The sequence below is a fragment of the Actinoplanes sp. DH11 genome (assembly GCF_020873875.1).
In the GTDB taxonomy this organism is placed as follows: Bacteria; Actinomycetota; Actinomycetes; order Mycobacteriales; family Micromonosporaceae; genus Actinoplanes.
On the sequence record NZ_JAHWGU010000006.1, the window covers coordinates 21,577 to 43,120 of the forward strand.

At 69.5% G+C, this 21,544-nt stretch carries 21 protein-coding genes and 1 pseudogene; 12 read left to right on the top strand and 10 right to left on the bottom strand.

The window, feature by feature from the left end; genetic code table 11:
• Positions 1-6 precede the first annotated feature (6 nt).
• Positions 7-2,373, bottom strand: a complete 2,367-nt coding sequence (locus tag LPA41_RS10500) for a glycoside hydrolase family 3 N-terminal domain-containing protein (RefSeq protein ID WP_306469495.1) — start codon at positions 2,371-2,373, stop codon at positions 7-9.
• A gap of 286 nt (positions 2,374-2,659) precedes the next feature.
• Here LPA41_RS10500 and LPA41_RS10505 point away from each other — a divergent pair, with 286 nt between their 5' ends.
• The 3 genes from LPA41_RS10505 to LPA41_RS10515 are packed head-to-tail and all read left to right on the top strand — an operon-like array spanning position 2,660 to position 5,803.
• The gene (locus LPA41_RS10505; RefSeq protein WP_229069907.1) at positions 2,660-3,979 is read left to right on the top strand and encodes an extracellular solute-binding protein; all 1,320 of its coding nucleotides are present in this window, start codon (positions 2,660-2,662) and stop codon (positions 3,977-3,979) included.
• Positions 3,976-4,902: a carbohydrate ABC transporter permease gene (locus LPA41_RS10510; RefSeq protein ID WP_229069908.1), complete on the top strand. Its 927-nt coding sequence runs from the start codon at positions 3,976-3,978 to the stop codon at positions 4,900-4,902. The genes LPA41_RS10505 and LPA41_RS10510 overlap by 4 nt, the downstream gene beginning before the upstream one ends.
• 1 nt (position 4,903) lies before the next feature.
• On the top strand, positions 4,904-5,803 hold the full coding sequence (locus LPA41_RS10515; protein ID WP_229069909.1) for a carbohydrate ABC transporter permease: 900 nt from the start codon (positions 4,904-4,906) through the stop codon (positions 5,801-5,803).
• Positions 5,804-5,849: 46 nt separating this feature from the next.
• On the opposite strand, the gene LPA41_RS10520 is transcribed toward LPA41_RS10515, so the two are convergent.
• The 7 genes and pseudogenes from LPA41_RS10520 to LPA41_RS10550 form a co-directional block, all read right to left on the bottom strand.
• Positions 5,850-6,857 carry a LacI family DNA-binding transcriptional regulator gene (locus LPA41_RS10520; protein WP_374238150.1) on the bottom strand — a complete coding sequence of 336 codons (1,008 nt, stop codon included), beginning with the start codon at positions 6,855-6,857 and terminating at the stop codon, positions 5,850-5,852.
• A 490-nt stretch (positions 6,858-7,347) separates the two neighbouring features.
• Positions 7,348-8,214 carry a TIGR03620 family F420-dependent LLM class oxidoreductase gene (locus LPA41_RS10525; RefSeq protein ID WP_229069911.1) on the bottom strand — a complete coding sequence of 289 codons (867 nt, stop codon included), beginning with the start codon at positions 8,212-8,214 and terminating at the stop codon, positions 7,348-7,350.
• Between the two features lie 96 nt (positions 8,215-8,310).
• Entirely contained in the window at positions 8,311-8,952 is a 642-nt protein-coding gene (locus LPA41_RS10530; RefSeq protein WP_229069912.1) for a hypothetical protein, read from the bottom strand.
• Positions 8,953-8,987: 35 nt separating this feature from the next.
• Positions 8,988-9,257: a hypothetical protein gene (locus LPA41_RS10535; protein ID WP_229069913.1), complete on the bottom strand. Its 270-nt coding sequence runs from the start codon at positions 9,255-9,257 to the stop codon at positions 8,988-8,990.
• A gap of 779 nt (positions 9,258-10,036) precedes the next feature.
• On the bottom strand, positions 10,037-10,426 hold the full coding sequence (locus LPA41_RS10540) for a hypothetical protein (protein ID WP_229069914.1): 390 nt from the start codon (positions 10,424-10,426) through the stop codon (positions 10,037-10,039).
• Positions 10,423-10,608, bottom strand: a complete 186-nt coding sequence (locus tag LPA41_RS10545; RefSeq protein WP_229069915.1) for a hypothetical protein — start codon at positions 10,606-10,608, stop codon at positions 10,423-10,425. The genes LPA41_RS10540 and LPA41_RS10545 overlap by 4 nt, the downstream gene beginning before the upstream one ends.
• Before the next feature lie 260 nt (positions 10,609-10,868).
• Positions 10,869-11,441: pseudogene (locus LPA41_RS10550) on the bottom strand (IS3 family transposase); the annotation flags it as partial.
• 105 nt (positions 11,442-11,546) lie between these two features.
• Here LPA41_RS10550 and LPA41_RS10555 point away from each other — a divergent pair.
• The 5 genes from LPA41_RS10555 (at position 11,547) to LPA41_RS10575 (ending at position 17,163) form a co-directional block, all read left to right on the top strand.
• Positions 11,547-12,428, top strand: a complete 882-nt coding sequence (locus LPA41_RS10555) for an LLM class F420-dependent oxidoreductase (RefSeq protein ID WP_229069916.1) — start codon at positions 11,547-11,549, stop codon at positions 12,426-12,428.
• A gap of 128 nt (positions 12,429-12,556) precedes the next feature.
• A complete protein-coding gene (locus tag LPA41_RS10560; protein ID WP_229069917.1) occupies positions 12,557-13,564 on the top strand; it encodes a Ppx/GppA family phosphatase in 1,008 nt (335 codons plus the stop codon).
• Between the two features lie 493 nt (positions 13,565-14,057).
• Positions 14,058-14,519: an Hsp20/alpha crystallin family protein gene (locus LPA41_RS10565; RefSeq protein ID WP_229069918.1), complete on the top strand. Its 462-nt coding sequence runs from the start codon at positions 14,058-14,060 to the stop codon at positions 14,517-14,519.
• Positions 14,520-15,134: 615 nt separating this feature from the next.
• Positions 15,135-16,031, top strand: a complete 897-nt coding sequence (locus LPA41_RS10570; protein ID WP_229069919.1) for a P1 family peptidase — start codon at positions 15,135-15,137, stop codon at positions 16,029-16,031.
• 127 nt (positions 16,032-16,158) lie between these two features.
• Positions 16,159-17,163, top strand: a complete 1,005-nt coding sequence (locus tag LPA41_RS10575; protein ID WP_229069920.1) for a TIGR03617 family F420-dependent LLM class oxidoreductase — start codon at positions 16,159-16,161, stop codon at positions 17,161-17,163.
• Here the strand turns inward: LPA41_RS10575 and LPA41_RS10580 are convergent.
• A complete protein-coding gene (locus LPA41_RS10580; protein WP_229069921.1) occupies positions 17,150-17,530 on the bottom strand; it encodes a DUF427 domain-containing protein in 381 nt (126 codons plus the stop codon). The two genes, LPA41_RS10575 and LPA41_RS10580, sit on opposite strands and share 14 nt — an antisense overlap.
• On the opposite strand from LPA41_RS10580, the gene LPA41_RS10585 reads away from it, so the two are divergent.
• Positions 17,529-18,020, top strand: a complete 492-nt coding sequence (locus LPA41_RS10585) for a YbaK/EbsC family protein (protein ID WP_255689525.1) — start codon at positions 17,529-17,531, stop codon at positions 18,018-18,020. The two genes, LPA41_RS10580 and LPA41_RS10585, sit on opposite strands and share 2 nt — an antisense overlap.
• Positions 18,021-18,118: 98 nt before the next feature.
• Here the strand turns inward: LPA41_RS10585 and LPA41_RS10590 are convergent, their stop codons facing one another.
• Positions 18,119-18,973 (bottom strand): SDR family oxidoreductase, encoded by an 855-nt coding sequence (locus tag LPA41_RS10590; protein ID WP_229069923.1) that lies wholly within the window; start codon positions 18,971-18,973, stop codon positions 18,119-18,121.
• Between the two features lie 165 nt (positions 18,974-19,138).
• Here LPA41_RS10590 and LPA41_RS10595 point away from each other — a divergent pair, with 165 nt between their 5' ends.
• The 3 genes from LPA41_RS10595 to LPA41_RS10605 all read left to right on the top strand — a co-directional run bounded on the left by LPA41_RS10595 (position 19,139) and on the right by LPA41_RS10605 (position 21,541).
• Complete coding sequence (locus LPA41_RS10595) at positions 19,139-19,516, top strand: helix-turn-helix domain-containing protein (RefSeq protein WP_229069924.1); 378 nt, start codon at positions 19,139-19,141, stop codon at positions 19,514-19,516.
• 10 nt (positions 19,517-19,526) lie between these two features.
• Positions 19,527-19,871, top strand: a complete 345-nt coding sequence (locus tag LPA41_RS42435; protein WP_229069925.1) for a UBP-type zinc finger domain-containing protein — start codon at positions 19,527-19,529, stop codon at positions 19,869-19,871.
• A 110-nt stretch (positions 19,872-19,981) separates the two neighbouring features.
• Positions 19,982-21,541 (top strand): methyl-accepting chemotaxis protein, encoded by a 1,560-nt coding sequence (locus tag LPA41_RS10605; protein ID WP_229069926.1) that lies wholly within the window; start codon positions 19,982-19,984, stop codon positions 21,539-21,541.
• Positions 21,542-21,544 lie beyond the last annotated feature (3 nt).

Below are 21,544 nucleotides of genomic sequence, written 5' to 3' on the forward strand. Positions count from 1 at the left end.
CCGCTGTCATGAATCGGTCGGACGCACCTCCACCGGGGTGACCAGCCGGCGGTCCGCCCCGGCCTCCCGCACGGGGCCGGTGAGCCGCACGACGCCCTCGCAGGGCAGGTCACCAGCCGAGCTGCCGGCCAGAACGCGCAGCTCACCGGGCTCGACGATGCGGCGCATCCGGCGGCCGGTGAAGGCCGCGCGGTCGGTGTGCACGGTGAACACCACGTCGGCGGCCGCCCCGGGATCCAGCTCGACCCGCTGGAAGCCGGTCAACTGTTTCACCGGACGGGTGACCTCGGCGATCGGGTCGGCGAGGTAAAGCTGCACCACCTCGGCGCCGGAGCGCTCGCCGGTGTTGGTGACCCGCACGGTGACGGTGAACTCGCCGTCGGTCGGCACCTCGGCGGCACTGATCCGCAGCCCGTCCACGGCGAAGGAGGTGTACGAGCGACCGTGGCCGAACGCGTACAGCGGGGTGGGGTCGAGGTTGCTGGTGCCGGTGAACTCGGCACCGAGCCGGGGCAGCAGGTAGGTGCCCGGCTGGCCGCCCGGGGTGCGCGGGATCTGCACCGGGAGCTTGCCGCTGGGCTGGATCCGGCCGGAGAGCACCCCGGCGATCGCGGCGCCGCCCTCCTCGCCCGGCATGAACGCCTGCACCAGACCGGCGGCGCGGCCGGCGACGTCGCCCAGTGCGTACGGCCGGCCGGAGACGACCACCACCACGACCGGCTTGCCGGTCGCCAGCAGGGCGTCGAGCAGGTCCGCCTGCACACCCGGCAGCCGCAGGTCGGCGGCGTCGCAGCCCTCGCCCGAGGTGCCCTTGCCGAACAGGCCGGCCAGGTCGCCGACGAACGCGAGCGTGACGTCGGCCGAGGTGGCGGCCGTGACCGCCGCGGCGATGCCGGAACGGTCGTCGCCGTCGACGGCGCAGCCGGCCGCGTACACGATCTCGCTCGTCCCGAACTCGGCCGTGAGGGCCTGCCGGGCGGTGGGCAGCGCGATGCCCGCGTCGACGCCGGGGTAGCGGGGCAGGACGTGGTTGGGGAACGCGTAGCAGCCCAGGAAGGTCCGCGCGTCGTCGGCGCACGGGCCGACCACGGCGATCCGGGCCGGTGCCGTCAGCGGCAGCGCGGTGCCCGGGTCGAGCAGCACCACCGAACGCTCGGCGAGCCGGCGGGCGAGGTCCCGGTTGGCCGCGGAGTCCAGGTCCAGGCCGGCCGCACCGGACACCGACGCCTCCGGTGTCCAGGTCGGATCGAGCAGGCCCAGGGCCGCCTTCTGGGTGAGCAGGCGGCGGACCGCGCGGTCGACGAGCTCCTCGGGGACCGCGCCGCGGCGGACCCGCTCGGTGAGTTCGTCGCCGTACCCGATGGTGTCCGGCAGCTCCACGTCCATCCCGGCGGCCAGCGCCAGGGCACCGGCGTCACCGGCGTCGGCGGCGACGCCGTGCATGCTCGCCAGGAACGGCACCGACCAGTAGTCCGACACGACCGTGCCGGTGAAGCCCCACTCGTCGCGCAGCAGGTCGGTGAGCAGCCACGGGTCGGCACCGGCCGGGACACCGTCGATGTCGGCGTAGGAGTTCATCACCGAACCGGCACCGGCCTCGCGGATCGCGGTCTCGAACGGCGGCAGGATCACGTCGAGCAGCTCGCGGCGGCCCATCGGCACCGGGCCGTGGTTGCGCGCGCCGCGCGAGGCGGAGTAGCCGGCGAAGTGCTTGAGCGTGGCGATCACGCCGGCGCTCTGCAACCCCCGGACGTACGCGGCACCGACCCGCGACACCAGGTACGGGTCCTCGCCGATCGTCTCCTCGACCCGGCCCCAGCGGTAGTCCCGGACCACGTCGAGCACCGGGGACAGGCCCTGGTGCACGCCGAGTGCGGCCATGTCCCGGCCGATCGCGGCGGCCATCCGCTCGATCAGCTCGGGGTCGAACGTGGCGCCCCACGCGGTCGCCGACGGGTAGACGGTGGCGCCGTACGCGGTGAAGCCGGTCAGGCACTCCTCGTGGACGATCGCCGGGATGCCCAGCCGCGAGGAGGCCATCACGATCCGCTGCTGGCGAACCAGTTCGGCGGCACCCTCGGCGACGGAGAGCGGGTAGCTGCCGTAGACCCGGGTGAGGTGGCCGAGACCGTGCCGGCTCGCGTCCTCGAGAGCGGCGCCGGCGGCGAACTCGTCCTCCATCGGTGCCACATTGTGGCTCTCCTCGGGTTCCGGGCCGGCCGCCCCGGTGGCACCCTTGTCCTTGCCGACCCAGCGGCTGCCGAGTTGCGCCACCTTCTCCTCGAGGGTCATCTCGGCGAGCAGCGCCTCGACCCGGGCCGCGACCGGCAGGGCCGGGTCACGCCAGGGCTGGGTGACCTGATCTGTTGTCAAGGAAATCCTCCGAAACTTTCGGTGTCCGCCGATCAGCGGCGGACCGCGTGCGCCGACGTCGTCCGGCGCGCGCCAACGTTGCCTACTCTCGCGCTGTGAGCACTGTTACGGCAAGGGTCTTGACACCCGTGACAGCGAAACCCTACGTTAACGAAACCTCGCGTTAAATTGCGGCTGGTGCTCGAAAGTTCCGAAACTTAACCGGTTCTGGAAACAAAGGGCCCTGGCCACCGCCATATCACCAGCCGCGCTCCCCGGCGCGGCTTCTTCGAATACGGAGACCAGCGTGAAGCGCAGGAACTTCTTGACCCTTTCCGCCGGAGCCGCCGCGGGCGCTGCCCTTGCCGCGTGCGGCAGCTCCGGTCCCTCCGACGGTTCCACCGGCGACACCGCCTCCGGTGAGGCCGGTTACTGGTTCCTGTCCGGCCCGCCCGGCGAGCCGATCCGGCAGGGCGCGGTCGACCGCTTCAACAAGGCCAACTCCGGTGGCCAGATCAAGGTCACCACGTTCCAGAACGACGCCTACAAGGACAAGCTGAAGACCGCCCTCGGTGCCGGTCAGGCGCCCAGCATTATCTGGGGCTGGGGTGGCGGTGGCCTGAAGAGCTACGTCGACAACAACCAGGTCGACGACCTGACCGACTGGTTCGCGCAGAACCCGGCGGTCAAGGACCGGCTCTTCCCGGCCTCGTTCGGCCCGGCCACGATCAACGACAAGATCTACGCGATGCCGTGCGAGACGGTCCAGCCGATCGTCATGTTCTACAACAAAGAGGTCTTCGAGAAGCTCAAGCTGACCCCGCCGCAGACATGGGGCGAGGTGATGAGCCTGGTACCGAAGATCAACGCCGCGGGCGTCGCGCCGTTCTCGCTGGGTGGTCAGTCCCGCTGGACGAACATGATGTGGCTGGAGTTCCTCTTCGACCGCATCGGCGGCCCCGAGGTGTTCCAGTCCGTCTTCGACGGCGAAGCCAACGCGTGGAACAACCCGGCCGCGATCCAGGGCCTCACCGAGATGCAGAAGCTCATCCAGGCGAACGGCTTCGTCAAGGGCTTCTCCTCGATCACCGCCGACTCCAACGCCGACCAGGCGCTGCTCTACCGCGGCAAGGCGGCCATGATGCTGCACGGCTCGTGGTCCTACGGCATCATCTCGGCCGAGGGTGGCAGCTTCATCAAGGACGGCAAGCTCGGCTACATGAACTTCCCGACCGTCGAGGGCGGCAAGGGCGACCCGAGCAACACCGTCGGCAACGCCGGCCAGTTCCTCTCGATCTACTCCAAGGCCAGCGACGCCCAGAAGGAGACGGCGAAGAAGTTCTTCACCAGCCTCCTGGACGACACCGAGCAGCAGGGCTGGATCGAGACCGGCGGCGTGCCGATCGTCAAGGGCTCCGACGCCAAGCTCGCGGCCTCCCCGGACGCCGACTTCCTCAAGTTCATCTACAACGTGTCGAGCAGCGCGAAGTACTTCGGACAGTCCTGGGACCAGGCGCTGAGCCCGACCGCCGCCGAGACGCTGCTCGACAACATCGCCAAGCTGTTCCAGATGCAGGTCTCGCCGCAGCAGTTCGCCGACAACATGAACCAGGTCATCGGCAAATGACGCTCGCACCTCCCGTGGTGCCCTCCGCTCCGCCGGCCGCGTCCAGCGGCGGGCGGAGCGGTTCGGTCACCTGGATGGCCTGGCCGGCGCTCGTCGCGTTCGTGGCGTTCGGTGTGGTGCCGCTGATCGGTGTGGTGCTGCTGAGCTTCACGTCGTGGAACCGGCTCAGCACCGACATCCCGTTCACCGGCCTCGACAGCTGGCGCAGCGTGCTCAGCGATCCGGGCCTGCCGCACGCGCTCTGGGTCACCTTCCTGATCATGGCGCTGTCCTGGCTGTTCCAGACCCCGATCTCGCTGCTGCTGGGCGTCTTCATCGCCGCGCACAAGCGGTACCGGTCGGTGCTCGCGGTGCTCTTCTTCGTCCCGCTGCTGCTCAGTCAGGCGGCCATCTCGATCACCTACAAGGCGCTGCTGGACCCGAACTTCGGGCTCGGCGCCGGCCTGGGCTTCGAGTTTCTGCAGCAGGACTGGCTCGGCGACAGCACGCTCGCGCTCTGCGTGGTGGTGTTCGTGGTGTCCTGGCAGTTCATCCCGTTCCACACGCTGATCTACCAGGGCGGCATCAGGCAGATCCCGACCTCGATGTACGAGGCCGCGCAGATCGACGGGGCCGGCCGGATCCGGCAGTTCTTCAACATCACGCTGCCGCAGCTCAAGTACACGATCATCACGTCGTCGACGCTGATGGTGGTCGGCTCGCTGACGTTCTTCGACCTGATCTGGGTGCTCACCGCCGGTGGCCCGGGTGACGCGACCCGCGCCCTCGCCGTCGACATGTACCAGCGCGGCTTCAAGGCCGACCTGATGGGTCCGGCCAGCGCGATCGCGGTGATCCTGGTGCTCGTCGGCCTCGCCCTCGCGCTGGGGCTGCGCCGGCTCGGCGGCCGCGACGCCTCCGCGAGCCAGCTGGAAGGGGTCTGAGATGACGACCACGCTCGACAAACGGCCTCCCGGCGCGCACGCGCGTCCCACCCCGCCGTCGAAGGGCCGCGGGTTCAACCTGCTGCGCTACAACCTGCTCGGCGGCGTGGCCGGCTGGCTCTGGCTCGTGGTGGTGCTGCTGCCGATCTACTGGATCGTGATCACCAGCTTCAAGGTGCAGGCCGATTACTACGCCACCAACCCGCTGGCGCCGCCGACGAACCCGACCCTGGACAACTACCGGTTCGTCCTGGAGAACGACTTCGTCCGCTACTTCATCAACAGCGTGATCGTCACGGTGGGCGCGGTCGGCCCGGCGGTCCTGGTGTCGTTCATGGCGGCGTACGCCATCGTCCGCGGCAGTGCGGCCAGCCGGTTCCTGCGCGGGGTGAACGGACTGTTCCTGATGGGCCTGGCGATCCCGCTCCAGGCCGTGATCATCCCGATCTACCTGATCATCATCAAGATCCAGATGTACGACACGCTCGGCGCGATCATCCTGCCGTCGCTGGCGTTCGCCATCCCGCTCTCCGTGCTGGTGCTGTCGAACTTCGTGCGCGACGTGCCGAAGGAGCTCTTCGAGTCGATGCGGATGGACGGCGCCACCGAGTGGGGCACCCTGTGGCGGCTGGCCTTCCCGCTGACCCGCCCGGCCCTGGTCACGGTCACCATCTACCAGGGACTGACCGTGTGGAACGGCTTCATCCTGCCGCTCATCCTCACCCAGAGCCCCGAGCAGCGCACCCTGCCGCTCGCGCTCTGGAGCTTCCAGGGGCAGTACACCATCAACATCCCGGCGGTGCTGGCCTCGGTGGTGCTGACCACGCTGCCGATCCTGACGCTCTACATCCTCGGGCGCCGGCAGCTGCTCAGCGGTCTGACCGCCGGTTTCAGCAAGTGACGCGTCTTGTCAGCAAGTGACGTGTCGTTCCAGCACGTGACGTGTCTCAGGCCAGTGGTGCGGTGCTTTCCCGCACCATCAGCTTGGTGACCAGCTCCACCCGCGGGGTCTCGATGGTCTCGCCGCGCGACAACCGCAGCACGGTCCGCGCGGCGAGCGCCCCCATCTCGGCGAGCGGCTGCCGCACCGTGGTGAGCGGGGGAGAAGCCCACCGCGACTCCGGCAGGTCGTCGAAACCGACCACACTGAGCTGGTCCGGCACCCGCAGCCCGCGCCGTCGCGCCGCCTCGCACGCACCCAGCGCCATCAGGTCGCTGGACGCGAAGATGGCGGTCGGCGGGTCCGGCAGGTCGAGCAACTTGGTGGCGGCCGCGAACCCGGACTCGTGCCGGAAGTCGCCGGTCTCGATCAGCTCCTCGGAGGACTGCAAACCGGCCGCCTCAAGCGCCGCACGGTAACCGTCGAGCCGCGCCCGGCTGCACAGCAGGTTCTTGGGGCCGGCCACGAACCCGATCCGCCGGTGCCCCAGCGACAGCAGATGATCGGTGGCGGTGCGCCCGCCGGACCAGTTGGTAGCCCCGATCGTCGGCACGTCCGCGGCCGCGCCCCCGGCCGGATCGATGATCACCACGGGCACCTTGAGCCGGTGCAGCTCGGTGTGGATGGGCTCCGCCACGTCCGAGGTCACGAAGATGACCCCGTCCGACGCGCGGGCCCGCAGGTTCTGCAACCACTGCCGCGTCGCGGTGGTCCGATGGTGCACCTGGGACACGACAGTGCCCACCCCGTCGGCGTGGCTGACGTCCTCGACACCGCGGATCAACTCGAGGGCCCACGGGCTGTCCAGGTCGTTGAAGACCAGGTCGATCAGCCGGGCCCGGCCGGAGTGCCGAGAGTTGCGAGGGCGGTAGTCGTGCTCACGGAGAAGCCGCTCGATCAGCTCCCGCGTCTGCGGCGACACATCGGAACGTCCGTTGAGCACGCGGGACACCGTGGGGACCGAAACACCTGCCGCCTCCGCGATGGCCGCGATGGTCACGCGTTGCCGAGCCATGGCCATGGGAGCGCTCCTTACCGCCGGGTGTTCCCGCTGCAACTTCCGGATCCGGCATCGAAATGATGCCATGCCGCGAGGTAAAACGGTTCAACGGCATGCGTGGTTCGCGTTACTCCGGCGGCCGGCCGCGCTTCCCGGAGGTGCCGGGGCTGCCTCGCGCGTGCTTCCTGACGTCGCAGGCTTGTGTGGGGGTGTTGATCTGCTGGCGGTGCGAAATCGCGGTTTTGGGTCCATGATCACAGCGATTTCGTAGCGCCAGCAGATCAACATCTCGGCTGCTTGTTTCCTTGCTCCAGACCGCGGCCCGGCCGACACCGCCTGGCCGGCGGATACCGCCTGCCCGGGCAATACTGCCGGCCCGGCCGATGGCGGGCGCTCAGGCGATACCCGCCTCGCGCCACTCGGGTTGCCTCCGGCCGGCTCCCGGCGATCTTTGGGAGCGCTGCGGAGGCGGATCCGCCCTGCCGCAGCGCCCGGCGGACCAGCGTCAGAGCAGCACGGCAGCCAGCGTGCGGAAGGCCTCGGCCGGGAAGATCGGTTCACCGCCGGTAAGTACCTGGATCGTCGCCTCGTCGGCGCCCGCCGCGAAGTGCTTCTCGATGCCCTCGGCCACCTGGCCGGGCGAGCCCCACGGGATCAGAGCGTCGACCAGGCGGTCGGAGCCGCCGCAGGCGAGGTCCTCGTCGGTCCAGCCGAAGCGGCGCAGGTTGTTCACGTAGTTCGGCAAGGTGAGGTAACCGGCCGTGTACTGCCGGGCGATCGCGCGGGCCGTCTGCTCATCGGACTCCAGGACCACGGCGACCTCGGGCGCGAGCAGCCGGTCGGCGCCCAGGATGCCGCGCGCCTCGGCGGTGTGCTCGGCGGTCGTGAAGTAGGGGTGGGCACCCGCCGCCCGATCCCGCGCCAACTCCATCATCCGGGGCCCGAGCGCCGCCAGGACGCGACCCTCGGGTGCCTGACCTGCGGCATCGAGAGCATCGAGATAGGAGACCATCTTCGTGTACGGCCTGCGGTAGGTGGCGCCCGGAGTGCTGTCGACCAGGACGGCATGGCTGGTGCCGAGGCCCAGCAAGAACCGTCCAGGGTGAGCGCTCCCGGCCTCCGCGGTGTACGCCGCGACCTCGGCCGGCTCGGAGTGCCAGATGCTCAGGATGCCGGTGGCGACGCCGAGGCGCTTCGTGCCGTCGAGGACCTGCCGGAAGCGGGCCGGGACGTTGTGCCCGAAACCGGCGGAGAACCAGAGCCGGTGGTAGCCGAGTTCCTCGAGTTCGACGGCGGCGGAAACCACGCTGCTGTCATCGGCGTCAGGGCTCAGGAAGTAGGGCTGCCAGACGCTGATCAGTCGTTGTGCCATGGATGCGAGGCTACTGCGCGATCATCACACGGCGACCGTCCCGGACCTGCGGACGACAGCGGTTCCCGTCCTGAGGCTCGGGACATGGAACTCGCGTCACAGATAGGCGGCAAGGATTGCTGGTAGCTTCTCCAGCTTCAGATTGAACGACGTCATCTTGAGGGTGTCGATCGTCGCGCCGCGCTTGATGATCCGGGGTTCGCTGACGACGATCTCCCAGTCCTCCGGGTACCGGCTCGGGAACGAGGTTCGGAACTTCTGGTACGTCGTACCGGTGACCAGGTCCCCGGTGTCCAGCAGCATCACCGTGTGGTGACTCCAGACGTCGTTCGAAGAGCTGTTCGGCATCGTCTTGGAGGACGCGCAGATCCACCAGCCGAGGCCCAGCACGGTCGGCTCGAACGTCCTGCGCGTACGCCGCAGCCAGTCACGATGCTCGGTGACCACGACAGTCTCCACCGAGTGGAACGGCTCCGGCTCACGGCCCAGGAAATCGTCCACGACCGCCCAGGCCTTCGCCGACTGCTCCTGATTGTGCTGTCGCCAGATCGCCGGGTGATCCACCGGCGGCGGTTGCGCCGCTCGCTGCGCCAGCGCCTCGTCCAGCGACGCGGGCGGCTGCTCGTCCCGCGCCGCGCCGCTGTCCGATGTGGCACCCGGGTGAGCCTGCGGTTCGATCCTTGTCAGGTATTCGTCGACCGATGGTTGGCGCCCTTCCCCGGGCATCATCTGGGCCATCCCGAGATTGTCGCCCCCCGGGGCGCCGCCGGCCGTCACCCGATCGGTCCACGTATCCGGGAACCCGCCCCCATGTAACTGGCGGCCACAGTCGCAACAGAGAGTGCGTGTACCTCGAGGAGGCGATTGTCGCCCTTGTGCGCTTGCTCGATCTCTGTGTACAGGGTCATCCTCGCGTCGAGGTTGCCGTGCGTGAACGAGCTCAACTGCTTGTAGTGCACAGAACCGGACTCCTCGTCGGCGGCGACGAGCAGCGCCTCACGAGACGCGTACTTCTCGGCACGCGATTCCTGCGTCCAGCCCAATCGAGCATGACTTCGACGTCGAGGACAGTTCCCAACCCAACGCGGTCTGTAAACCGCGCTGCTCCCCGTCCGCGCGTTGCACCATGTACATCAGGCGGCGAAGGCGGCGTTCACCGTCCGACTCAGGGCGACCAAGCCGCGCCGCCAGGCTGGCAGTCTCTGCTGCGGCACGGGCGAGGTCGATGGCACTGAGGATTTGGGGAAACCCGGGCTGCACACACCAGGACAGCGTCTCGAGGCGTCCTGCACCTGCACGCTGATGTCATGCAGCAGTGACGCGCTGGCATGCAGGAGGTCGGCGAACATGGGGCGACTCCGCTCGTGATCTCATTGATGGTGGAACGACCCCAGGTTTCGGTGCGGCTGCGCAACAACCCGTTCGGTCGCCCGCTGCTGAGTACTGATTCGTAGTTCAGCGGATCACCGGCCCCCTGCCGGCCGGACGCAGCGCCTGGGCAGGACTGACCTCCCCTAGGTCTCCTGGTGTCATGGAGTCCGGTTGCGAGCTCACCGCGGCGCCTCCTCGCGGCCGGCCGACTTGCGGTGGATGGCACCCTACCGGCCAGTGCCTCGTAGCGCACAGGCTGTCAGTCTTTGGGCTAGCAGCGCCGATCCTGCGACACAGCCCGCCCCTGAGCAGGGCGGGCCGGTGGTCAGCTACTGCTTGGTGCCGGGCCCCAATCCACGAAACCCGGCCGCAACGATCCAACCGGTGGTGGCGGTATCGAGCGATGGGCTGTTCGTTCAGGGGTCAACGTCGACCGGTTGGCGTCCGTCGACTAGTCGGGGATCGGGATTGCCAGGTCACCGTCGTTGATGCCCGCATACAAGCCAGGCCGGCGGGTCAGTACCCACACCTCGTCGTTGATGGCCGCGCTCGCCGCCGACGCCGCGTCCGAACTACCGACCAGATCCCGCAACGCCGCGTGGGCCTGCCACGACCACGGCTCGTCCGACACGATCCGGACCGCAGGGTGGGTGACCAGCAACTGCAGCCGGTCCCGGTCGGTGACATACGGCAGCGCCTCGGACAAGCAAAGGAACGGCACCCCCACTGCGGCGTCCTCCGCGTCGACCTCGACCAGGAGCTCACCGACATGGTCCGAACCGCGCGTGTACTCGATCACCGCGGACGTGTCGAGGATCAGGTGGATCGGACGGTAGTTCACGCCGGACGCGAAGCGTTGAACCCGAGGCGTTCACGAAGCGCCTCGAACTTCGCCGGATCCCGGCGGGCCCGCGCCTCGTCCAGGAGCCGGCGGGCACGGCTGCGACCCTCGTCGGTGACGGTGATACCGACCCGGGCGAGCGCGTCGACCAAGGGCTCACTGGCGCTGGTGTCCTGCTCCATGCCCTTAGAGTAGCGCTGATACGGGCTATCCCATACCGTCGGCGAGGTCGACCTGTGCAGGGGTCATGGCTGGCCAGGTGCGGGAATTCCTCGCACACCAGCCGCAGGGGCCTATCGGTCTCGAGAACCCGGAACCAGCTGTCAAGCCCCGGGTTTGATGGAGAGTTGGTTAGCTGGTTTCCCGGGGTGCGGTGACCGGGCGGGTCATGGCGTGCAGGGCCTCGTGTTCGGCGGGTGGACGTGTCCGAGCTCGCCGTCGCCTCGGCCATCGCGTTGTCGAACGAGTCGCCCTTCGACCCGACCGACGCCACGGCGCCGGCCTCGGCGAGGCGCTGGGTGTAGCGGATCGCTTGATATTGGACGCTGCGGTCCGAATGGTGCACGAGTCCTTGCAGGTCAGCGCCCTGATTTTGGCGGCGCCAGATCGCCAGTTCCAACGCGTCCAGCGCCAGGTCGGTGTAGAGCGAGGTGGATACCTGCCAGCCCATCGGCAGTGCGGACGTAGGTCAGGTCGGCGACCCACAACTGGTTCGGGCCGTCGCGGTGAAATCGCGTTTGACCAGGTCACGAGGCCGGTCGGTCTCCGCGGCAGGGCTGGTCGTGCGCGGGGACTTGTCACGTAGCAGCCCGCGCAGCCCGATCTCGCGCATCAGCCGTTCGACGGTGCACCGGGCTACCTGCACGCCACGTCGCTGCAGCTCGTGCCAGAGCTTGCGGGCGCCGTAGACGCCGTAGTTCTCGGCGTGGATCTTCTTGATCATCTCGATCAGCGCGGCGTCACGCCGTGATCGCGCGCTGGCCGGGCGGGTCTTCGCGGCGTAGTAGGTCGACGGTCCCCGTGACCGGCTGGAGAGTCGCCGCGACAGCGACTCTCCTGTCTTGGCCGCTGATCTGAGGGCGCCACCGGAGTCGATGAGCAGGCAGGTAGGTTAGGGCTCATGAGCTTGCGTTTCGGGGTTTTCGTTCCGCAGGGCTGGAAGAACGATCTCGATGAGATCGCCGACCCGATCGAGCAGTACGAGGCGATGACCGCTGTCGCGAAACTGGCCGACGCCGGCCCGTGGGATTCGATCTGGGTCTACGACCACTTTCACACCTTTCCCGAGCCCACCATGAACACGACGTTCGAGGCGTGGACGGTCACCGCTGGGCTCGCCCGCGACACCAGCCGCGTCAACATCGGGCAGATGGTCGGCTGCAACGGCTACCGGCACCCCGCGCTGTACGCGAAAATGGCGTCCACCGTGGATGTCGCCAGCCATGGGCGGCTCTACGCCGGGCTGGGCGCCGGGTGGTACGAGCACGAATGGAAGGCGTACGGGTACGAGTGGGCCGACGTGCCCGAGCGGATGGCCGCGTTCCGGGAGGCCGTGCAGGTCGTCCACCGGATGTGGACCGAGGACGAGCCCGTCTTCACCGGGAAGCACTACCGGATCGACAAGCCGATCAACGAGCCGAAGGGCGTGCGCAAGCCGCACCCGTCGTTCTGGCTCGGCGGCGGTGGCGAAAAGGTGACGCTGAAACTCGTCGCCAAGTACGCCGACGGCAGCAACCTGGGCAACGGCGACCCGGCCGTCATCAAGCAGAAGCTGGCGATCCTCCGGCAGCACTGCGACGAGCAGGGGCGCGACTACGACCGGATCGCGAAGTCGACGAGCCTCAACCTCGACCTCTCCGACAGCACCGCCGACGTGATCCGCAAGGTCGAACAGATCGCCGAGGCCGGCGCCGACTACGTGATCGTCTACGTCCCGCGGGTGGCGTACGACCACGAACCCCTGCTCCGGTTCGCGCAGGACGTCGTCCCGCAGTTCTCCTGAGCTGTTAACTTTCGCCGGGTAGGGTCGGGGTTTCGTCTCCGGCCCGCCCCGCTGCCTCGTGCCGCTGTGTGCCGGTGAACACGTCCGACGAGGTGTGAGAGCAGGCAGGAATTGGGTAGGCGGCGCCGATGCGGATAGCAGTGCTCGACGTCGGATCTCAATCGGTCAACCTGGTCGTCAGCGAGACCGGGAACCGGCCCGACCGCAAAAAGCCCTTCCCGGCCACCTCGTGGAAGACGCGCACCCGGGTCGCCCGGCGGATCGCGCCCGACGGCACGATCGACTGCGCCGGCCGGGAACGGGTCGCGGACGCGGTCGCCGAGGCGGTCGCCCGTGCCCGGCGGGCCGGCGTCGACGAGATCTTCGCGTACGGGACGGCGGCGATCCGTGACTGCGCCAACCGCGACCACGTGCTCGACGAGATCGAGTTCCGCTCCGGGCTGCGACTCGGCCTGCTCACCGGCGTGGAGGAGGCCGAGCTGACGTTCCTGGCCGCCCGGTCCTGGCTGGGCCGCGGCGCCGGGCGGATGCTGCTGCTCGACATCGGCGGCGGCACCCTCGAAGTCGCCTCCGGCGTCGACCAGCTGCCCGAACTGGCGCTGTCACTGCCGATGGGCGCCGGCCGGATGACCCGGGAATTCCTGCTCGACGGGGACCCGCCGTCCCGCGCCGCGGTGCGTCGCCTGCGCCGGCACGTGCGCACCCAGATCCGCGAAGTCGTCCAGCCCGGCGACTGGGCCCAACCGCGAACCGTGGTCGCCGCGTCCCGCACCTTCTACCAGCTGGCCCGCCTCACCGGCGCCGCACCCATGCGGCACGGCCAGCACCGCCCCCGGCACGTGCAGCGCAAAGCCCTGCGCAAATGGATTGAGCGGCTGTCCCGGCTCTCCGCCGACGAACGCCAGCACCTGCCGGGCGTCTCCGCGCACCGGGCACACCAGATCCTGGCCGGCGCGATAATCGCGCACGAACTGCTGGGCGCCTTCGACGAGGACAGCGCCCGGATCTGCCCGTGGGGCCTGCGCGAAGGCATCCTGCTGCGCCGCCTCGCCGCCGCATCCTCCACCCAGCTCGCGGCGGCCTGGGTGCCACCGCCGTGGTCGCGCATCCCGTCCCGGTCGCTGGTACTCGTCTGACCGGGCCTTTCGCGCGCGCTGGCTGACCTGGCCTTTCGCGCGCGGTGGCTGACCGGGCCTTTCGCGCGCGGTGGCTGACCGGGCCTTTCGCGCGCGGTGGCTACGCATGAGGCGCGCGGGGGCGCGGGTGGCATGGACACGGCGTAGCTGGGCCGGCCTGTACCGGTGGGTTTCGGCCCGGCCGGGGAGATGTGGATCTGCTAGCGATGCGAAATCGCTGTGACGGCCCCGTGATCACCGCGATTTCGCATCGCCAGCAGATCAACAAGGCCGCCCTGGGGAGTGCTGCGCGGGACCTTTCGGGCTTGGGGACGGGTTCTCCGGCGGCTGGGAAAAATATTGGCGGAAGGGGTTGGCACTCGGGCTCGTACAGTGCTAGAAAATGTCTTGTCGGTGCAGGTCAGGAGGATCTGCGAAGACACTCGGCGATGATTGACGGCCGAGCGCCACGAGCTGCTGGAGAGGCTGGCAGCTGTCCTGAGGAGGTGGATCCGTGGTGCTGACTTTCGATCCTTTCCGTGAGTTCGACCGGCTCGCCGGCCAGATGCTGGGCGCCCCCGTCGCGGGTGCTGCCACGGCGGCGATGCCGATGGACCTCTACCGTTCCGGTGACCACTTCGTGCTGCACTGCGACCTCGCGGGCATCGACCCGGGTTCCGTGCAGGTGGACGTCGACGGCCGCGTGCTGACGATCCGTGCCGAACGTTCCGCCCGCACCGACGCCGACGTGCAGTGGGTTCGGCGGGAGCGGCTGACCGGGACGTTCGAGCGGCGGCTCACCCTCGGTGACGGGCTCGACCTGGACCGGATCGCCGCTACGTGGCAGGACGGCGTGCTCACCCTGACGATCCCGGTGGCGGAGGCGGCCAAGCCGCGGCGCATCGAGATCGCCACCGGTGGCGGCGCGGTTCTGGAGGGCGCTTCGAAGGATGACAAGGCCGAACTGACCAGCTGATCCGGTCCGGTCAGCCGAGGCCGAGCACGAGACAGAACATGAGACAGAGCACGAGGTAGGCGCCCACCGCACAAACCAGACATCTCTCCCCACACCCATGATCGGGCCGGCGGTGCGCCGGCCCGATCGTTGTTCACGGCCACCGGGTGCGTCCGCCCGCGCGTCGAGCGGCTTGTGGGCGGATCGCCTGCGGGGTGTCCCGATGGTCTTGTCAAGCAGGCAGCGCGAACGTTTCTGCCCGGTTTGCGCTGGTGGGAGGTTACGGAGCAGGGGTGCGCCGGATGTCGATGCGGCGGCGAGGCAGAGGGGTCCGGCGTGGTGTTGCTCGTCCTCGGCTCTGGTGCGATCCCCGGACAGGTGGCCGCGGCCGGTTGCGCTGGATCCGGCGGGCGGTGTTGATCTGCTAGCGGTGCGAAATCGCGGTTTTGACCCCTTGATCACAGCGATTTCGTAGCGCTAGCAGATCAACATCGCGCGTTCGGCGCCACCCGGCCCGGTGACAACGGATCGTGCGTACGACAGGGGCAGTCACTCATACGAGCAGTCCCAGCTGGGGGCGATCGAAAAGGCAACGGGTTACGCGCGGACCGCGTCGGGCGGGGTTACGGTCGGACCGTGGAAGATCCGCAGCTGCTCTCCGCCTGGGCCGGCCATTGGACAGGTGACGGCACTGGCGTGACCGTGATCCTGCCGCCGCCGGGCACGGTCGGGTCCGGTGAGGTGCGGGGTGGAGCGCCGGCGACCCGCGAGTTCGCCCTGCTGGAACCGGCGATGCTCGTCGACCGGGTGGACGCGGTGGTGCTTTCCGGCGGTTCCGCGTTCGGGCTGGCCGCCGGCGACGGCGTGATGAACCTGCTGCGCGAGCGCGGTCTCGGCTTCCCCACCCCGCTGGGTCCGGTGCCGATCGTCGTCGGCATGTCGATCTTCGACGGCTCGGTCGGCGGGACGCCACCTGACGCGGCGGCCGGGCGGGCTGCCGCGCTTTCCGCCTTCCGTGGGGATCATTTCAGCGGCGGTACGGTCGGAGCCGGCACCGGGGCCACCACCGGCAAATGGCGGGGTGGCGTGGCGCCGGGCGGACTGGGCTTGGCCACCGGCCGGTGCGGCGCGGCGTCGGTGGCGGTGGTCGCCGTGGTGAACGCGTGGGGTGACGTCCTCGGTGCCGACGGGCGCCCGCTCGTGAATGCGGAAACCGGTGCGGAAACGGGCGCGGAAGCGGGTGCGGAAACCGGTGCGGGCACCGGGCCGGTGGTTCCGTTCGGTCCGGTGAACACCACGATCGCGGTCGTCCTGACCGATGCCACGCTCAGCAAGCCGGACTGTTACCTGCTGGCCCAGAGCGGGCACACCGGGTTCGCGCGGGCTCTGCATCCGGCACATTCCCGCTACGACGGCGATGCCGTGGTGGCTCTGGCGACCGGTGCGGTGGAGGCCGATCTGGATCTGCTGCGCGCCACCGCCACCGACGTGATGGCCGAGGCGATCCGGGCGGCCGTGCCCCGACCGGCCTAGACAACGCGGCGGCGCCGGACGGGCGCCGGGGCATGGACCGCAGGTGTCTCGGCGGTGGGGAGGGATTAGTTGCGTCTGGGGAGGTGGTGCGCGTACTCCTGGCGGGTTTTGATGTTATGCATTAACGATGTTGGTGGACTTCGCCGCGCCGGTCGCGGCCACGCCGGCCGAGGCTGAGGCGGCCGCGGTGTCGGCCGAGCAGGTCGGCTACGACGGGTTTCTGGCGGCGGAGACGCGGCACGACGTGTTCACGACGCTGGCGCTCGTGGCGCGGGCCACCGGGCAGATCAGCCTGCAGTCGGCGATCGCGGTGGCGTTCGCGCGGAACCCGATGAATGTGGCGGTGCTCGCCAACGATCTGCGGCTGATCAGTGAGGGCCGGTTCCGGCTGGGGCTGGGTTCGCAGGTCAAGCCGCATATCGAGCGGCGGTTCTCGATGCCGTGGAGCAGTCCGGCGGCGCGGATGGAGGAGTTCGTCGGGGCGTTGCGGGCGATCTGGCACTCGTGGGCGACCGGGGATCGGCTGATGTTCCGTGGCGCGTTCTACAAGCACACCGTGATGACCGATTTCTTCAATCCGGGCCCTAATCCGTACGGGAACCCGCCCGTCGAGTTGGCCGCGGTCGGCGAGCGGATGGTCGCCGTGGCGGGCCGGGTCGCGGACGGGATGCTCGTGCATCCGCTGACCAGTAAGGATTATCTGTGGCAGCGGATTTTGCCGTGTCTGCGCGAGGCCCGCGGCGGCAGCCTGGACGGGTTCACCCTGCAGATGAGCGCCATGGTGGTGCTCGGCGCGGACCCGGTGCAGCGGGCCCGCGCCGAGGAGGCGGTGCGGGGGCAGATCGCGTTCTACGCGTCCACGCCGTCGTACCGGCCGGTGCTCGAGGTGCACGGCTGGTCCGAGCTGGCGGACCGGCTGAACGTGCTGTCCCGGCGCCAGGAGTGGGCCGAGATGGCGGCTCTGATCGGCGACGACGTGCTGGACGCCTTCGCGGTGGCCGGTGACGCGGCGGCGGTTGCGGCCGGCTTGAAGGCGCGGTTCGGCACGGCGATCGACCGGGTGTCGCTCTACACGCCGTACGAGGCCGACCGCTACCAGATCGCCGCCGTGCGGAGCGCTATTCGCGCGTGACCTCGACCGAGTCGACGCGGTCCGGGTAGAACGCGATGTGGTTCGTGATGGGCGCGACGGCGTCGAAGGGTGCCGTGTACTCCCAGATGGCGTCGACCGATTTCGACCCTCCGGCCGGGATCGAGTAGTAGCCGGCGTCGCCCTTGTAGGGGCAGTAGCTGGTGGTCTCGGTACGCTCCAGAAGCGACTGATCCACATCGGCCAGCGGAATGTACGGGACCGGCGGGTAGTCCGCCTCCTGCAGCATCAGCGCGTTCCTGCTGTCGGCCACCACCTTGCCGGCCACCGTGACCACGATCCGGTCGTTGCTCGGCTTGATCGTGATCGGGTGGTCCGGTCCGGGCTGGAGCCGCGGTTTGCTGGTCATGACGTTCCCCTCTCCGGTTGACTATCCTGATCTTGTGACGAACTCCGCCATCGCCGCCGCCACTGCCGCCGGTCTCCATCATGACGTGGTCACCCACGGACCGGTGAACAGCGTCGAGGAGGCGGCCGCCGCGCAGGGTGTCGAGGTGCGCGACCTGGTGAAGACGCTCGTGGTGCGCCGGGCCGAGGGGGAGTACCTGTTCGTGCTCGTCCCCGGTGACCGGTCGATCTCGTGGCCGAAGCTGCGCGCGCTGCTCGGGGTGAGCCGGCTGTCGATGCCGGACGCGGCCACCGCGAAGGAGGCTACCGGGTACGAGCGGGGCACGATCACACCGTTCGGCTCGGTCACGGCGTGGCCGGTGGTCGCCGACGAACGTACCCGGGGGCGCACGATCAGTCTCGGTGCGGGCGAGCGCGGGCTGGGGTTGCGCGTCGCCGCGGACGAGGCTGTCGCGGCACTCGGGGGCACGTTCGCCGACGTGACCGAGTAGAACCGGCGTGACCGAGTAGAACCGGCGTGACCGAGTAGAACCGGCGTGGCCGAGTAGAACCGGCGTGACCGAGCAGAACCGGCGTGACCAGGTAGGCGTCAGTTCTTCAGGGCGCTCGCCACCGCGTCGGCGAGCGGCGTCGACGGCCGGCCGATCAGCTTCTCCAGGTCGCCGCTGCGGGTGTCCAGGTGCCCCTCGACGATCTTCGCGTCGGTGTCGGCGAGCAGGCCGGCGTATCCCTCGGGAAGGCCGGCGCCGACAAGCACCGCCTGGTACTCCGCGACCGGCAGGTCGGTGTAGGTGACGGTCCGGCCGCTCTGCCGGGAGACCTCGGCGGCCAGTTCGGCCATGGTGAACGGGGTGCCGCCGAGTTCGTGGACCCCGGCCGAGCCGGCGAGCAGCACCGCGGCCGCCGCCTCGGCGTAGTCGGCCCGGGTCGCCGCGGCGATCTTCCCGTCGCCCGCGCTGCCGGCGATGGTGCCGGTCGCGAGGGCGCCGGTGATGCTGCCCGCGTAGTTCTCGGTGTACCAGCCGTTGCGCAGCAGGGCGTGCTCGATCCCGGCGGCGGCGAGGGCCTGCTCGGTGGCGAGGTGCTCGGGCGCCAGCCCGACCGGGCTGCTGTCCGCCCGCAGGATGCTGGTGTAGGCGAGGAACGTGACGCCGGCGGCCTTCGCGGCCTCGATCACGGCGGTGTGCTGCGGCAGCCGCTTGCCCACCTCGTTGCCGGAGATCAGTAGCAGGCGGTCGACGCCGGCGAACGCGGATGTGAGGGTCTCCGGGCGGTCGTAGTCGGCCTCGCGCACCTGCACGCCGCGAGCCGCGAGGCCGGCGGCCTTGGCGGTGTCCCGGACCGCGGCGACGATGTCGCCCGGCGCGGCACCGCGGGCGATGAGCGCGTCGACGACGAGGCGGCCCAGCTGGCCGGTGGCACCGGTGACGGCGTAGGTGGTCATGTCTGCTCCTCAGCAACCGAACTGATCAGCCAGGACGCCCCGGGCTGAAACAACCGAACTGATCAGCCCGGGACCCGGGACTGATCAACGCCTCAGCGAAGCGCTGCCTCTGAGAATGCACTAACTTTTTGAAAGTGCCAACTCCGAGGCGGTATCGTCTACGTCATGACCGATCCGGTTGACGACCTGATCCCCAGCGTGTTCGCCCGCGACTGCGCCTCCCGCGGCGTCTTCGCCGACGTGACCGGGCGCTGGGGCGGGCTCGCCCTGGCCGCCCTGCACGAGGGGCCGCACCGGTTCAACGCCCTGCGCCGCCGCGTCGACGGGGTGAGCGAGAAGATGCTGGCCCAGACCTTGCAGGCACTGGAACGGGACGGCCTGGTCCGGCGCGAGGTGCAGGCCACCATCCCGCCGCGGGTCGAATACAGCCTCACCGACCTCGGCGCGCGGGCCGCGGCCAAGCTGGTCGAGCTGATCGAGTTACTGGAAGGTGAGATCAACGCCATGCGTGCGGCACAGGAGGCGTACGACGCGGTGCGATAGGTTCCGACGTGTGACTTCGCCGATCAACACTGACGTACCGCCCTCCGGCACCGGCTGCGCCGAATGCCTCGCCGCCGGCGGCTGGTGGTTCCACCTGCGCCGATGCGCCGAGTGCGGCCACGTCGGCTGCTGCGACACCTCTCCCTCGCAGCACGCCACCGCGCACTGGAAGAGCACCGGGCACCCGGTCATCCAGTCCTTCGAGCCCGGTGAGGACTGGTACTGGAACTTCGACACCGAGGAGGCCGGCGGCGGCCCGGAGCTGGCTCCGCCGACCAGCCGCCCGGCCGATCAGCCGGTGCCCGGACCGGCCGGCGCGGTTCCCGCGGATTGGCGCGAGAAGATCCACCGCTGACCTAGGATGGGATAGTCCGCTTCGGGACTTCCTGCCCGGCGAAACTTCAGTCCTCAGATGCTTCCCCGTGTGGCCGATGGAAGGTGCGTCGGACCACGGATGGAGGGCAGATGCGCGGATTGCAGAACATCGGCACAGCCAAACGGCTGAGTGCCATCGTCGCCACGGGCGCTGTCGCGCTCGGCTCGATGGCGACGATCACCCTGATCGGGCAGGAGTCGCTGGCGGACCAGGCTGAGGAGATCCGCAGCCTGGAGGCCGGCCTCGCCGCGCTCAACCACCTCAACAACCGGCAGAGCGAGCTCAAGGTCGACGCGTACCGGGCGGCTCTCGGGCACGACGTGCTCGGCGACGTGAAGGACGACGTGGCGTCGGCGGTCGAGGCCGCCGACAAGGTCGTCGCTTCCGGCCTGCCGGCGAACATCGTGACCGAGTTCAACGGCTACCGGCGTGACTTCGAGGCGTTCAACACCTTCATCACCGACTTCGTCGCGGCCGGCGTGGCCGACCCCAAGTCGGTCGTCGGCCGCACGGACGAGATCGCCGAGCGCAACGACACGACCGACACGGAACTGGACACCCTCACCGAGTCGGTCGAGGCCCAGGTCGCCGCGCAACGAACCGAGATGGCCGATACGAAGTCGTCGGTGCGGAACACGGCGATCTTCGTGGCGCTTGCCGCGCTCGCGCTGCTGATCGGCATGGCGATCCCGATGGTCCGGTCGATCCTCGGCCCCATCCGTAAGCTCGGCGTGGTCATCGACGCCCTCGACCGCGGCGACCTGACCGTGCGCAGCGGCATCACCAGCCGCGACGAACTGGGCGTGATGGCCGCCGGCCTGGACCGTTCGCTGGACAAGGTGCGCGACTCGATGCGGACCATCGCGCTGGACGCGGACAAGCTGGCGGTCGCGTCGACCGAGTTGGCCTCCGTCTCCGGCCAGATCGCCGACGCGGTGGACAACACCGACCGGCAGAGCAGTTCCGCCTCGATCGAGGCCGACGAGATCTCCCGCAACGTGCAGTCCGTCGCCGCCGGCTCCGAGGAGATGGGCCTGTCGATCCGGGAGATCTCCCGCAACGCCGCCGACGCCGCCCAGGTCGCCTCGATCGCGGTCTCCGAGGCCGCCAGTGCCACCCAGACCATCCGCAAGCTCGGCGAGTCGTCCGCCGAGATCGGCAACGTCATCAAGCTGATCACCAGCATCGCCGAGCAGACCAACCTGCTCGCCCTGAACGCCACCATCGAGGCGGCTCGCGCCGGCGACGCCGGCAAGGGTTTCGCCGTGGTCGCCAGCGAGGTCAAGGACCTGGCCCAGGAGACCGCCCGCGCCACCGAGGACATCGGTGCCCGGGTCACCGCGATCCAGCAGGACACCGGCGGCGCGGTCGAGGTCATCAACCGCATCTCCGAGGTCATCGCGCAGATCAACGACTTCCAGACCACCATCGCCTCGGCGGTGGAGGAGCAGACCGCCACCACCGGCGAGATGTCGCGCAGCATCGCCGAGGTGGCCGCCGGCTCCAGCCGGATCGCCGCCAACATCAGCGACGTCTCGTCGGCGAGCGCGGCCACCGTCGGCGGTGTCGCGCAGACCCGCGCCGCCAGCGAGGAGGTCTCCCGGACCGCCGAGGAGCTGCGCAACCTGGTCGGCGCCTTCCGGTTCTGAGCC